Raw genomic sequence first — 14,620 nt, forward strand, 5'->3', positions numbered from 1 at the left:
AATAGTATTCGAACTACGAAACATTCTGTACCGGCTTACCGGCAGCCATTTTTGGATGGACGATCGCCCCAAAGCTTTCATCTGCAGAAAGCGGTTCTTTCCTGAAAACGATCAATCCGTTTGCTGGCCAGGACGACTCATGATCTTTAAGGGTTATGGAATCGGGCTTTATCGCTGCCAGCAGCTGGCTTTTTCTTCCGACTGACTGAGCAGGGACGATTCTTAATCGGTCTGACCAATTTACATCCAGGCTGCTTTGTCCTGAGAAGATTTCTTCAGCTTCTTCACATAACACATTGATTTCTTCCGGAATGGTTCCCTTCAAGGAAGATACCGACACAATCATGACCGGTGTTTTTGAAATGGGGTCCAGCAACTGGTTGCCGCTGTCCACTAAACCTTTCACGGTAACTTCGAATGCTCCGATTTTCAAAAAGACATCCACCAGCTGATCATATTGAATTTTTACGTACTCCACGCTGTCCATCCTGCTCTTAGAAAAATACCACGCTGCAGGAAGAGCCAGCATGACGAATATCCAGCTGATCGGATCGCCGAACCCCTTGATGCTGGCCATTAAAACAGTCGTTTTAGCACCCGGGTCAAAGGTAAGGAAATAATGTGCCCCTATAAGAATCCCTCCTGTTAAAAACGTGACGAAATAAAACATGAGAAGATTTGTCAAGAAGAAACGCAGTCTCTTAAACCCGAATGAAGAATAGACCATGACTAAAGAAAATAACAGTTTTACCAGAGGATTTCCTACCAGAAACGCGTAGGGAGAAAATGAAAGAATGATGATGGCGGAACCAATTAGACTCCCTATTGCAATCCTCCACAGAACATAGTGTCTCCGGAGGATCAAGCCTGTCAGCCAGAGCAAAATAAAATCCACACATACATTCAGCAGCCAGATGACATCTAAATATAAGGTCAATCGCTACCCTCCTTAAACTTCATCTAGTTCTATGCCTCAGTTAAAACTGATTGACTTATAGGAAGTATATCGTACATCCCCTCTAAAAGTTTGTCATTTTATGTAAGGCAGGCAGGAAAACTTTTAAGAGAAAGAAGCGAAATATGTCACCTCATATTAGAACGGATCATTGTGGAGTCGTGAGTGTAGAAAATACAAAAAAGACCCCTGGAAACGGGGTCTTTTTTGTGAAAGTTATTTAACTGTACGAACATTACAGTCAGCAGTAATTATCGTCTGCGGTTTCTGTTGCGAAGGAAAGTTGGGATATCGAGTGTTTCCTCGGCACCTTGATTATTAGATGAAGAACGTACAGGTTCTTGTTGTTGAGTTTCCTCACGTTTTGGCTGTTCACGCTTCATCTGCTGTCCTGACGGAGCAGGGTTAGGCTTCACGCCGCCAAATGTAGGTCGGGTCTGTTTCGGTGCCTGTAATACTTCTTCATTGAATCCGGTTGCGATGACAGTTACTATGATATCATCTTTTAAGTCTTCGTTTATGACTGAACCGAAAATCATGTTAACATCCTGGTCGGATGCAGAAGCAACGATATCTGCAGCTTCCTGTACTTCATACAGGCTCAGGCTTGTACCGCCTGTGATGTTCATCAATACACCCTGGGCACCATCGATTGATGTTTCAAGCAATGGACTCGAAACTGCTTTTTTAGCCGCTTCTGCTGCACGATTCTCTCCTGATGCAGCTCCGATCCCCATTAAAGCGGAACCTTTATTGGACATAATTGTTTTAACATCCGCAAAATCAAGATTGATCAATCCAGGTGTTGCGATAAGGTCGGAAATACCCTGTACACCTTGTCGGAGAACGTTATCCGCTTCCCTGAATGCTTCAAGCATCGGAGTGCTCTTGTCAACGATTTCAAGAAGTCTGTCATTAGGGATGACGATTAACGTATCCACGCCTTCCTTCATGGCAGCGATCCCGCCGCTTGCCTGATTTGAACGCTTGCGGCCCTCGAAAGTGAATGGACGGGTCACAACACCGACCGTCAACGCACCGATTTCACGTGCGATCTGAGCAATGACAGGTGCCGCACCAGTACCGGTACCGCCTCCCATACCTGCGGTTACGAACACCATGTCCGCCCCTCTTAATGCTTCTTCGATCTGCTCTTTACTTTCTTCTGCAGCTTTTTTACCAACTTCAGGATTGGCTCCTGCGCCAAGTCCCCTCGTCAGTTTCCCGCCGATTTGCATCTTAATCTCGGCTTTTGATAGATTAAGAGCCTGTGCGTCTGTATTGACGGCAATAAATTCAACACCCTGGACGCCATGCTCAATCATACGGTTGACTGCGTTGTTTCCGCCGCCACCGACACCGATAACTTTTATGGTTGCTAATGAATCTAAATTTGTATCAAACTCCAACATGACAAATCCTCCTAACTCGTCGAATCAATGGATTCCTTATTATTCAAAGAAGTATCCAAAGAACTTTTTCACTTTTGACATCGCCTTATCATCTTCATGTGTTTCTTCTGTTACTTTAGCTGGCTTCGGCTTCTTATTTGTTTGTTTCGGCTGCTGCCTTTTTTCGGATGCTTCAACAGGCACAGGTTCTGCACTTACGGTCTTTCCTTGTAATCTCGCATTCTTCTGTGCATATTTTATCAATCCGACAGCTGTCGTATACTGCGGCTCCCTCACCCCGATATAATCCGGGATCGCTACTCGTACTCTGTTCTGGAATACAATTTGTGCTAATTCTAACACACCTGGGAGATTTACTACACCGCCAGTCAATACATATCCGCCAGGCAGGTCCCTGATACCCATTCTCTTCAGTTCATGGCTGATAAGGTCAAGGATCTCTTCAAGCCTTGCTTCTATGATATCAGAAATTTCTAATTGATTAAATTGTTGATGTTGGTCACTTCCGATAATCGGGACACTGAATACTTCATCTTCTGATGCATGATCATAAAAAGCATGTCCATATTTAGTCTTTATCTTCTCAGCATCTTCGGTTGACGTCCTTAGACCGATGGATAAATCCTTTGTAATATGTTCACCGCCAACCGGTAATACCGTAGTGGCCTTCAGATGACCCTGCTCGAAAACGGCTATCGTTGTTGAACCGCCGCCAATATCAATCAATGCCGCCCCCAGATTCTTTTCATCTTTAGAAAGAGCGACTGATCCGGCTGCCAATGGCTGCAGCACAATATCCACAATTTCAAGTCCTGCTTTTTCCACACAACGCAGCGTATTATGTAATATTGTCTTGGATCCCGTGATGATGGTGCCTTCCATTTCAAGGCGAACACCAATCATGCCTCTCGGATCTGTAATCTCATCCAATCCGTCAACGATGAACTGTCTTGGAATGACATTGATGATTTCCCTTTCAGGAGGGATCGACACAACTTGCGCAGCATCCATTACCCTAAGGACATCCTCATCCCCTATTTCACGGTTCTCACTGGAAACGGCAACCACTCCGTGACAATTTTGGAGTGATACGTGATTTCCGGTGATGCCGACGATGACGTGGCTTATGGATAATCCGACCATTCTCTCCGCTTGTTCTACTGCCTTCTTAATTGTATGAACAGTTTCGTCTATATCTACGATGGAACCCTTTCTGATTCCTTCCGATTCTACATTTCCTACACCGATAATGTTCAAGGAATCATTTGACATTTCTCCAATGATCACTTTCACTGTGGATGTACCGATGTCTAGGCTAACGTAAATTTCATTGCTGTTCACTCTATGGCACCTCCTTAAAGAATGTTTATGGGAACAACAACCCCTAGATAGTCTCAATTCTAAGTATATCTTAAATAAGATATTCGTCGTAACAAAAACGATTCCCTTTTAAAATTCTGAATTTTTTTCTCTTTTTTCATGATTATTCGTCCAATTGCTAATTAGTATCCGTCTGATGACTGCTATGTTCTGGAACAATCTGACTCCAAAAGCAAAAACAGCTGCCAGATATAAGTCTACACCAAGATGGACCCCTAGAAAAGCTAAACTTGCTGCCAGTAAAATATTAAAAAAGAATCCCGAAACAAAGACTTTTTCATCGTAAATATTTTGGAGGTGTGCACGTATTCCGCCGAATAGCGTATCCAGTGCAGCCAGGACTGCTATCGATAAATAGTTCGAGTACTCATCTGGAATTCTAATATCCGTAAGAAGGCCGAGTATGACCCCTACCAGCAGCCCCAATACGGGAAGCCACATATCATCCGCTACCTCCTCTTTCACTGACAGGTTCCATATAACGGACCCTTATTGTATCCTCATATGCCGGTAATTCCACTTCTTTCAAAGGTTTGGATATGGATACCCGAAGATTATCGATGAAGAAATCCTCTACAGACTGCGACACCTGCATACGGTTGTACAATTTTTGAGCGGTCTCAAGATCCTTTGTCAAAACTCTGACTTCAAACGGTATTTTGGTGATCGAGAAACCATCGATATTTGTTTCTCCGTTAATATCACGGATTACCGAAGTGTTGATAAGCCGGTGTCCATCGATCGAAATATCCATCGCGTCATATTGATTCAACTCATTTACCAGCCTCTCGAGGAGCTGAGGGGAGACAGTCTGCACTTTTTCACCCAGCAATATTTCTTCCATGGCCGGTTCAATGGTAAGAATCAGACCTGTACCTTTTTTCCCGGTCAAACCCGCTTCTGTTTTCAATTCCTCTAAAGTTTGTTTCAATGCCTGCTCGGGACTTGCTTCTCTCTCTGTTTGGTAAGTTACAAGCTTCTCTTCGACAGCCCGCATCTCCTCTAGAAGGCTGGAATTCAGTTCTTTCTCTTTTAAGAGAGCATCCCTTAATTCCCATATATCTCTTGTATCACGGACAACAGGTTCCTTGACTGTCTGAAATTGAATGGCAATCATGAAACCGATGATAATGGTGATAACCGTAAAACTCGCTTTTAGCTTGTTGTCCAATCCCCTTCACCTTGCTTCCAGATCACTTTCTATAAAATAAAAAATCACAGTCCAGACTTTATGATTCGCCAATCAATGGTTCGAGAACAATTTCCGTTTTCTTTTCTAAAGAGAATTCAATGTTCTCGTTGACCAGTTGATCTTTCACCCCGCCTGTAATATTCATTGCGGAAGAGAGAACCTCCGAATCTCCGATTGCCGTTATTTCAAATGGAGCCGGATATTCTATTCCATCGATTTGGATCACCGGTCCATGGCACAGTACATAGGAATCATGCTTCAGCCTTTGACCGTTTATGGCGACTGCTGATGCACCAGCTATATACAATTCGTTTATCACCTTGAAAATATGGTGTTCATGGACAATATAATTATTTGCGTTATCTTCATTCGGTTTATAGTCAGCGTCAGAAAGCGTCACTTTCACTCCCTGACCTTTAACTTTGGTCTTCCCTAAGAACATGCGGTACTTTTCCGCCTCTTCTGCAAGGTTGAAATAGATTTGCTTTTCTTTAGAGAATTCCTTTTCCATATTGACTACTTTTTCCTGTTTTTCATAAAGCTGTTCCTGAAGATTATTATTCTTCTGCTGCTGGGAAAGAATTTGATCCCGCAGTTCTTCTTCCTGCTTCCATTGGCCGTTGCTGCGTTTCCCTGGACCGTTTTCTTCCGAGTTGGCAATACTGTAGGAAAAAGCAAGTATGAAACCCAGAACCAGGCTTACGAGGGAGAGGATAACATGTTTACCCTTCACTTTCATCCCCGACATCTCCTTCACCTTCTTCTGCAGCATCACTTTCCGGCTCGGCATCACTTTCCGCTTCCTCAGATTCATATGACCGGAAATAAGAACCCACCTCTAAATCAATGACCCCTTTTTGCGAAGGGTCCAATTGACTGACGATCGAAGGGTAATGCTCCATCTTCTCAGAAAAAGTCCTTATGGTGGCACTCACTTCATAACCATCGTTCATAAATAAAGTTAAATGGTATTGATCAGTCTTCTTCGGCGTCAGATTTATTTCAGAAATCAGGTGCTGTACCTCTTTGGGAAGCTCCCCTAATTCAGAAATCATTTTTTTCAATGCCTTATCCTCTTTGAATCCTCTCAGAAGAGGGGCATCGACAGGAATGGAATCAGTACCCTTATTCAGCACCTTGCCATTTTCCAAAATGATCTGGAACTTATTATCTTTAAGAAGATATGCTTTTTTCCCAAGTTCATCCACTTCGATTACAAATGAATTGGGAAAGGACATCTTCACTTGAGCATTCTTTATCTCAGGAAGTTTATTCAGCCGTTCAGCGGTTTCTTTCTTATTGACACTCCAGACATTCATTCCTTGCTTTATTTTGCTCTCGGAAATAATCGTTTCGACCGGGACAAGCTCATTCCCTTTCACTTCAATGTTCTTCACATGACTGAGAGGGGATTGAAAGTAAATCACAGACAGGATCATGAGCAGGAAAAGTGCGAGCAGGAATATCAGCCTTCTGTTTGCTTTCTTTTTTCTGTGCTGTTTCAGTTTGGGAATTCTTTCTTCAATGGAAACAACATTTTCTTTTCTCATTACGTTTTCCTCAATTTCATTTCGTATTTATGGGGCATGCTTCACCATGCCTGAAAAAATGAAAGTACTCTTTCCAATACGGGTTACCTTCTCTTGGTGAAGATAGAGCAATGGATGTGAAAGAGATTAGGACGGTTATCATTTTGAAGTCAATTTACATTCCCTTACCTGCATCAAACATAATGAAAATTTCAAATAATCGTTATGTATATTCCATGGAATCATAAAGAGAATAACCTTAAATTAATTACACTCTTTCCCTCTATTCTAAACACCAATTCCATGTTATGAAAGGATGTCATTGAATTGTAAAAGTTTTGGTTAATAAAAGTAATATAACCTCCTATAATATTGAAGACCTCAGGTACTTTCACACGTTTCGTTTATGTAATTAATTGTAACATCTAACCTCCGAATATCCTATTACTATTTCAATAAAATTTGCTGAATAGTTCTTTTTTTACCAAAAAAAGATCGGCTCCCGAATCATTCTGTCAGTTGTTCCTGACGATGAATGATTGTAAGCCAATCTTTTTAGTTTCTTGAATAGCGGCTGATGTTCAGGAGGACGCCCACTGCCATGAGCATGAGGGTCAGGGAGGATCCCCCGTAGCTTAAGAATGGGAGGGTGATGCCTGTTACAGGCATCAGGCCTGTTACTACCCCGACGTTGATCATAACCTGGATGGCGATCATGGATACAATCCCTACAGCAAGGAAACTTCCAAATAGATCAGGGGCGCCAAGCGCGATCCGTATGCCCCGCCAGAGGATCAGAGCGAAAAGAAGAAGGACAAACGTACCTCCAATGAACCCCAATTCCTCTGCCAATATCGCAAATATGAAATCATTCTGCGGTTCAGGCAGATAGAAAAACTTCTGTCTGCTTTCACCCAGCCCTAAACCAAAAAGTCCTCCGGGACCGATTGCATACAGCGATTGAATGATCTGAAAGCCGCTGTTAAGCGGGTCTTCCCAGGGATCAAGGAAGGAAGTGATCCGTTTGATCCTGTATGGAGCCGAAACGACCAGGGCAGCGAATCCTGCCAAACCTGCCAGTCCCATCCAGGCAAAATGCATCACTCTTGCACCTGAAATGAAAATCATCACTACACATGTTCCGACCATGACGGTACCTGTCCCTAAATCCGGCTGAAGCATGATCATGCCGAACGCTGTAAACACCAATAACAACGAAGGCAGGACCCCTTTTCTGAAGGAAGTAATATATTTTTGGTTTTCAGACAAATATTTTGCCAGGAAAGCAATCATTGCCAGCTTCATGAATTCTGATGGCTGAATGGAAAAGGCTCCTACTCCGATCCAGCTCCGGGATCCATTTCTCAATACTCCGATTCCCGGTATCAATACTAGTACAAGCAGTACAAAACAGATGATGATAAGTACTTTTGCCCAATTTCTCCATGTCCAATACTCCACATTCATGATAAAAAACATGGCAAATACCCCTACGGCCGCAAATAGCAGCTGTCTTTTGGCAAAAAAGAATGAATCATCGAATTTATAATCTGCCCATACCGCGCTGGCACTGTACACCATGATCAATCCGACAGCTAAAAGTGTAAGTGTCACGATTATAAGGATAAAATCCGGAGTAGATTTTTTTAAAGGCATCTTAACACCTCGAATAGACGTATTTGAGCCGCTTCAAGCAATACATACCGTTCAGTTTCTAAGAATGCCTTTCTGGTTGTTTAAGTAATCTTGCTTTTTAATGACAAGCCCTTATTAAAGGTTATGCACCGCTTTAATAAAAATGTCACCACGTTCTTCAAAAGTTCGATATTGATCCCAGCTTGCGCATGCGGGGGACAACAGGATCACATCCCCTTCTTCCGAGTTTTCATAAGCGGCCGGCACTGCCTTCTCCACATTATCGACACTGAGGATCGTTTGTATCCCTGCCTTTTGTCCCGTTTGCTGCAATTTCTCAGCTGTCTCTCCGAATGTAATGAGTGTCTTTACATTTTTCAAATGAGGGATGAGGTCATCGAAACCGTTCCCTCTGTCCAATCCACCGGCAAGTAATATGGTTGGGGTGTTAAAGGCATTGAGTGCACTTTTCGTTGCCAGTGTGTTTGTTGCTTTGGAATCATTGTAAAACTTCCGTCCATTCACTTCTTTTACAAATTGAGTACGATGCTTTACTCCCGCGAATGTTCCCAGCACACTCATTATGCTTTCGTTCGATACTCCATATAATTTAGCAGCAGCCACAGCACAAAGTATATTTTCAAGATTATGTGCACCCGGCAGTACAACAGAGGACAATTCCCCGACACGTTCTTTTTTGAAATAGATTCCGCCTGCCTTTATATAGGCTCCCCTTTCCACTTCCTGAGTAGTGGAGAATGGGATAATGGACGCTTTAGTAAAATCAACAGTCTTCACGAGATGGTCCTGGTCATAATTGATGATCAAGTAATCATCTTCAGTCTGATTCTTTGTAATATTTGCTTTTGCATGCCAATATTCCCCGATATCTCCGTGATAATCAAGATGTGCTTCATAGAGATTTGTTATGATGGCGATATGAGGGGAGAATTCCTGGATCCCCATTAGTTGGAACGAGGAGAGCTCGACAACCATTTTTTCATCTTCATCCGCTGTCTGCGCCACTTCTGAAGCAACCGTTCCGATATTCCCTGCAATCAGAGGGTGCTGCCCGCCTTCATTCAGGATTTCATAGAGCAGTGTCGTTGTAGTCGTTTTTCCATTTGTACCGGTAATGCCGATCATTTCAGCCTCAGATACCAAATAGGCAAGTTCCACTTCGGTAAGAACCGGAATCCCCTTTTCAACAGCCCTTTTTATAAGCGGATTATGATAAGGGATGCCGGGATTTTTAACGACGTATTCAAAGCCTTCATCCAATAATTCGATGGGATGGCTCCCGCATATCACTTTGATCCCTTCTTGAAGGAGACCCTGAGCCTCGGGATTTTCCGCCAAAGGCTTCTGATCATTGACTGTTACAAAAGCTTCCAGCTTATGTAGTAATGAAGCGGCGCTCACTCCGCTCTTTGCCAGACCTAGTACAAGAACTTTTTTATGTTTGAACTTCGTAATTTTTTTCAATTATAACCACACCTCGATATAGATTCCTAATACAGCAAAAAGCAAACCAACCGTCCAAAATGTCACGACCACTCTCCATTCAGACCAGCCGACAAGCTCGTAATGATGGTGCAGAGGACTCATTTTGAAGATTCGTTTTCCAGTTGTTTTAAAAGAGGCAACCTGCAAAATGACTGACAATGTTTCAATAACGAAGACTCCTCCGATCAAAATCAGGATGATCTCCAGTTTCGTCAGAATGGCAATTGTAGCAATTGCCCCCCCGAGTGCAAGTGAGCCGGTATCGCCCATGAATACCTTGGCCGGGTGTGCATTGAACACAAGGAAACCAAGGACGGCTCCTACCACTGCTACACCGAATATCGCTACATCATATTGACCCTGATTCCAGGCAAGCACTGCCAAAGCACCAAAAGCAATAGCCGATGTACCTGATACCAATCCATCCAGGCCGTCTGTAATATTCACAGCATTTGAAAAACCGACCAGCCAGAATATAATGAACACTACATAGAACCACCCAAGATCAAAGGACATATCTGTCAATGGAATGGAAACAGTGGTCGGAAAGTCATTCTGCTTAAAGATGAAATAAAATATTGCAGAGATTACTATCTGGCCCAGGAGCTTTTGCTTGGAGGTTAAGCCCAGGTTACGCTTCATGACTACTTTGATAAAATCATCCAGAAAACCCAGAAGGCCAAATCCTACTGTCACGAGAAGCAAAAGATAAGTTTCAGCGCCCGGCTCGGAGTATTTTCCTGTCATAACAAAGGTTGTGATGACAATCGATAGTAGAAATACAATCCCCCCCATTGTCGGGGTGCCCGTTTTCTTTTGGTGCGACTGAGGACCTTCATCCCTGATGCTCTGACCAAACTTCAACCTTCGCAAGAAGGGAATAAATACCGGAGAGAGCAGAACGGTGATGAGAAATGCCATAATAATTGTGAAAAATATAACTTGCTCAAGCACTCTATTCCCCTCCTTTCTTACCTTGGTCCATATCTTCCAAGTTTTCTACATTCACTGCTGTTTTTAAATCAGATTCACTATTACAAATAAACTTCGTCATAATTTCCCACTTTTCTTCATTGGTTTTTTGTCTGTAAAAATGTTTAAGTTCCCGGTAAGCTGCATGGATATTATCGACCATGAACAACGGAAAATGGTTCGGTACAAATAGAGGAACCGTTTCACTTCTCTCCCATAAAGAAGCAACGGCACCATTGGTGATGCTGTCAAATAGCTTCACATGGGAATTTAATGGAATATATAACCCCTTCTCCAGTTTGACGCCGGAAAGCGGGGAAACCGTTTGAAATGCTGTCCCCCTCAGTTCGACACCCCGTGTATTTGGAAACAGTTTCTTGACATCTTCATAAAAAAGCATGATTACAGCTCCCTGATGATTTGCCTTGCAACTTCACGATCATCGAAGTCACATACATCATTCCCGATAATCTGGTAAGTTTCATGGCCTTTGCCCGCAATAAGGACAATGTCTCCTTCTTTTGCCTGAAGGATGGCTGCTTTTATTGCATCTTTTCGATCCGCAATCAACTTATATTCTTTTCCGACGACACCGGCTTCCATATCTTTTAAGATATCGATGGGGTTTTCCGTTCTTGGATTATCTGATGTAAAAATAGCAAAATCACCGTACTCACAAGCAATTTCTGCCATGATGGGCCGCTTGATTTTGTCCCTGTCGCCGCCGCATCCCACAACGACGATGATTTTACCGTCCGCTATGGATTGAATGGTCTCCAGGACATTTTTCAACCCATCAGGTGTGTGGGCATAATCAATGATCACAGAAAAAGGCTGGCCCTCCGACACCGCTTCAAACCTCCCTCTTACTCCCTGTGCGTTTTCAAGGGACTTAACACTTTGTTCGACCGGTATTCCGGCAGCTGCAGCTGCAGCAATCGCAGCGAGTGCATTATATACATTGAATTTCCCTGCAAGAGAGAGAACCATTTCCTTCTCTCCAAACGGACTGATCAGAGTAAAGGAAGATTCTGATGGATTTAATTGCAGGTCCCTGGCACGGAAATCTGCTTTCTCTGATAGACCATACGTGAATACATGCGCTGCTGTGGATTTGATAAAATAGTCCGCTGCATCGTCATCTTTGTTGATGATGGCATATTTAGGAGTTTTTTTATAATAAGTATTTCCTAATTGTGAAAACAATAAGCCTTTTGCATTGCGATACTCTTCCATGGAACGGTGATAATCCAAATGATCCTGCGATAAATTTGTGAATACGGCAATATCATAGTCACATCCATGAACCCTCCCTTGATCGAGTGCATGGGAGGAAACCTCCATGATCGCAGAAGTGACCCCTTTTCTGCAAAACCTGCGGAACGTCTGCTGCAGAGTCAAGCTGTCCGGCGTCGTATTATGACTCACCTCAAGCTCGTCGCCTGCTTTGATATGCATCGTCCCTATAAGCCCTGTCTTCATTCCATTGCTGGTAAATACCTGATCAATCAGATGAGTCGTTGTAGTTTTGCCATTCGTGCCTGTCACACCAACCAGCAACAACTGATGTGAAGGCTGTTCATAAAAATGATCCGAAAGAACAGCCATCGCTTTTTTCGTGTCCGGTACAATGATTACGGGTATAGTAACATCCACTTTCCTTTCTGCAAGGATAGCAGCTGCACCGTTTTTCTCTGCAATATGGGCGAGCGAATGACTGTCAACCTCCAAACCTTTGATGCAGATAAATAAATCCCCATTCTTTACTTTCTTATGGTGGTTTGCGATGTTTGAAATAGCCGGATTTCCTTCACCCTGTACTTTGTAAAACGGCAGTACTTCCAGCAAAGCGTGCAATCTCATCATTTCAACTCCTCACAGGTAGAAAGCAACCTTTTTATATTTTACATAAAAATAGTCTTGAAAGCTATCAACCTTTTAACTTAGTTCGTAACTTTCCTTTGACGCCCATTTATTCAGCCAGGTAAATCCGGACTGTGGAACCCTGTTTGATTTTCACACCCGGATCAGGTGACTGGTTTACAACCTTATCCCCGCTTCCACTTATATCAAGGTTTAAATTGACCAGTTGTTCCTGCAGATCTTTTTTGGTCAAACCGATTAAGTCGGGAGTTTCAATGAGAGGGATGTCATCCCATTTCATTTTCTTTTCAATTTGATCCTTTCTCTTTGGTACGCCCATTGCCACAAGACTATCCCCGATGATGCTACCGGCAATAGGGGCAGCTACGACTCCTCCAAATTGTATGGTTCCTTTTGGATTGTCGACGGCAACATACACGACGATTTCAGGATCATCAGCTGGTGCCACACCCATGAATGAAACAATATGATTATTCTCCAAGTACTTTCCATCCTTGGCTTTTTGGGCAGTCCCGGTTTTCCCTCCTACCCTGTATCCATCCACGAATGCATTGCCGCCTGTACCTTGTGCCACTACACTTTCGAGCGCTTCACGAATTTGTTTGGATGTTTCTTCCGAGATTACTTTCCTCTTTACCTGAGGTGACTTTCTCATCACAACTTCATTTGTCTCGGGATCAATCAGTTCTTTTGCGATGTATGGCTGGTACAGGGTCCCCCCGTTCACAGCGGCAGAAACGGCAGCCACCTGCTGGATCGGTGTTACGGCGACTCCCTGACCGAAAGCAGTGGTTGCCTGTTCAACAGGCCCTACACGGTCTAAATTAAACAGGATCCCTTTTCCTTCACCTTGAAGATCGATTCCTGTCTTTTGTCCGAATCCGAAGTCTTTAATATATTTAAATAATGTTTCCTTTCCAAGGCGCTCCCCCAGTTCTACAAACCCCGGGTTGCACGAATTCTGGACAACTTCGAGGAAGGTTTGAGTGCCGTGTCCCCCTCTTTTCCAGCAGTGAAGGGTAGAACCTGCCACCTCGACATGACCGGAATCATGAAATCTCTCTTTGTATAAATCTACCTTCTTTTCTTCCAGGGCAGCTGCCAGAGTAATAATTTTGAAGGTTGAACCAGGTTCATACGTACTCCATATTGGAAGGTTCCGGTTGTAAATTTCCTGTGGCACATTTCGGAAATTCGCAGGGTCAAATGTGGGACGGCTGGCCATCGCTAAAATTTCACCGTTCTTCGGATTCATCGCTATAGCAATCATGCCGTCAGGGTTATAAGTGGCCTGGGCAATATCAAGCTCCCTCTCCACGATCGTTTGAACCTTCGTATCAATTGTAAGTTTCAGGTCAAGTCCGTTCTCGGGATCTTCGAAATCATCCGCCATATCCCCCATCCTTTTGCCTTTCGCATCAGAGAAGAACTTGACATATCCTTTATCCCCCGTCAATTCTTCATCATAGGATAATTCAAGCCCCATCAGACCCTGATTATCAATACCTGCAAATCCCAGCACATGGGACAGATAACTTCCGTAAGGGTAATATCTCTTGGAATCTTCCCCAAGGTAAACCCCTTTCAAATTTAGTTCAGTGACTTCTTTTGCTTTATCATAGGATATCTTCCTGGCTTCTTTAATCAAAACCATACTGGCCTTCTGTGTTACATATTTATATGCAGTTTCTACTGAAATATTAAGAACAGGCGCCAGCTTCTCAGCTGTTTCCTGCGGATCGGCTATTTGCCTTGGAACGACAAATATCGTCGGGGCACTTTGATTACCCGCCAGCTCAACCCCGTTCCGGTCCACTATTTTCCCCCGTTCAGGCTGAAAGGGGATATTCCGGCTCCAAGAATCTTTTGCTCGGCTTGTCAGCATATCCCCCATAAAAAACTGCACATAACCAAGCCTTAAGTCAATGATGGAAAATATCAACACTCCCACTATCAGAGCAATCGCCAATCTCTTCCTTACTGTTACGTTCGATACTCTTTTCACAAATGGACCTCCCCTTCTATGGCTCGTTCCATTATATGCTTGGACACAGAGGGGTATGTATTTCTTTATCGGACAAACCATTTTCTGAAAAGGGACAAGGGTCCGCAGGCAATCCCATCTGGCTTCAAGCAAAAAGAAAAGGACGATTCT

13 protein-coding genes are annotated in these 14,620 nt (G+C 43.4%); all 13 read right to left on the minus strand.

The features are described 5' to 3' along the window. Nucleotides 1–13: 13 nt before the first annotated feature. Nucleotides 14–937 (minus strand): sigma-E processing peptidase SpoIIGA, encoded by a 924-nt coding sequence (gene spoIIGA, locus BHE18_RS07520; RefSeq protein WP_071617951.1) that lies wholly within the window; start codon nucleotides 935–937, stop codon nucleotides 14–16. A 269-nt stretch (nucleotides 938–1,206) separates the two neighbouring features. Further along, complete coding sequence (gene ftsZ / locus BHE18_RS07525) at nucleotides 1,207–2,367, minus strand: cell division protein FtsZ (RefSeq protein ID WP_071617952.1); 1,161 nt, start codon at nucleotides 2,365–2,367, stop codon at nucleotides 1,207–1,209. A gap of 39 nt (nucleotides 2,368–2,406) precedes the next feature. After that, nucleotides 2,407–3,708, minus strand: coding sequence for a cell division protein FtsA (gene ftsA / locus BHE18_RS07530; RefSeq protein WP_071617953.1), 1,302 nt, complete (start codon nucleotides 3,706–3,708; stop codon nucleotides 2,407–2,409). Between the two features lie 108 nt (nucleotides 3,709–3,816). Further along, nucleotides 3,817–4,188, minus strand: coding sequence for a small basic family protein (locus tag BHE18_RS07535; RefSeq protein ID WP_071617954.1), 372 nt, complete (start codon nucleotides 4,186–4,188; stop codon nucleotides 3,817–3,819). A gap of 1 nt (nucleotide 4,189) precedes the next feature. After that, nucleotides 4,190–4,918 carry a DUF881 domain-containing protein gene (locus BHE18_RS07540; RefSeq protein WP_071617955.1) on the minus strand — a complete coding sequence of 243 codons (729 nt, stop codon included), beginning with the start codon at nucleotides 4,916–4,918 and terminating at the stop codon, nucleotides 4,190–4,192. A gap of 58 nt (nucleotides 4,919–4,976) precedes the next feature. Then, a complete protein-coding gene (locus BHE18_RS07545) occupies nucleotides 4,977–5,687 on the minus strand; it encodes a DUF881 domain-containing protein (protein WP_440480385.1) in 711 nt (236 codons plus the stop codon). Further along, complete coding sequence (locus tag BHE18_RS07550; RefSeq protein ID WP_071617956.1) at nucleotides 5,662–6,489, minus strand: cell division protein FtsQ/DivIB; 828 nt, start codon at nucleotides 6,487–6,489, stop codon at nucleotides 5,662–5,664. Before BHE18_RS07550 ends, BHE18_RS07545 begins: the two co-directional genes overlap by 26 nt. A gap of 534 nt (nucleotides 6,490–7,023) precedes the next feature. After that, on the minus strand, nucleotides 7,024–8,124 hold the full coding sequence (spoVE, locus tag BHE18_RS07555) for a stage V sporulation protein E (RefSeq protein WP_071617957.1): 1,101 nt from the start codon (nucleotides 8,122–8,124) through the stop codon (nucleotides 7,024–7,026). 114 nt (nucleotides 8,125–8,238) lie between these two features. Continuing rightward, complete coding sequence (gene murD / locus BHE18_RS07560) at nucleotides 8,239–9,588, minus strand: UDP-N-acetylmuramoyl-L-alanine--D-glutamate ligase (protein ID WP_071617958.1); 1,350 nt, start codon at nucleotides 9,586–9,588, stop codon at nucleotides 8,239–8,241. Next, on the minus strand, nucleotides 9,589–10,563 hold the full coding sequence (mraY, locus tag BHE18_RS07565; RefSeq protein ID WP_071617959.1) for a phospho-N-acetylmuramoyl-pentapeptide-transferase: 975 nt from the start codon (nucleotides 10,561–10,563) through the stop codon (nucleotides 9,589–9,591). A gap of 1 nt (nucleotide 10,564) precedes the next feature. Then, nucleotides 10,565–10,981, minus strand: a complete 417-nt coding sequence (locus tag BHE18_RS07570) for a hypothetical protein (protein WP_071617960.1) — start codon at nucleotides 10,979–10,981, stop codon at nucleotides 10,565–10,567. A gap of 2 nt (nucleotides 10,982–10,983) precedes the next feature. Continuing rightward, nucleotides 10,984–12,444, minus strand: coding sequence for a UDP-N-acetylmuramoyl-L-alanyl-D-glutamate--2,6-diaminopimelate ligase (locus BHE18_RS07575; protein ID WP_071617961.1), 1,461 nt, complete (start codon nucleotides 12,442–12,444; stop codon nucleotides 10,984–10,986). Between the two features lie 109 nt (nucleotides 12,445–12,553). Then, on the minus strand, nucleotides 12,554–14,470 hold the full coding sequence (locus BHE18_RS07580) for a stage V sporulation protein D (protein WP_071618279.1): 1,917 nt from the start codon (nucleotides 14,468–14,470) through the stop codon (nucleotides 12,554–12,556). Nucleotides 14,471–14,620: the final 150 nt, after the last annotated feature.

The sequence above is a fragment of the Rossellomorea aquimaris genome (assembly GCF_001877785.1).
Lineage (GTDB): Bacteria > Bacillota > Bacilli > Bacillales > Bacillaceae_B > Rossellomorea > Rossellomorea aquimaris_A.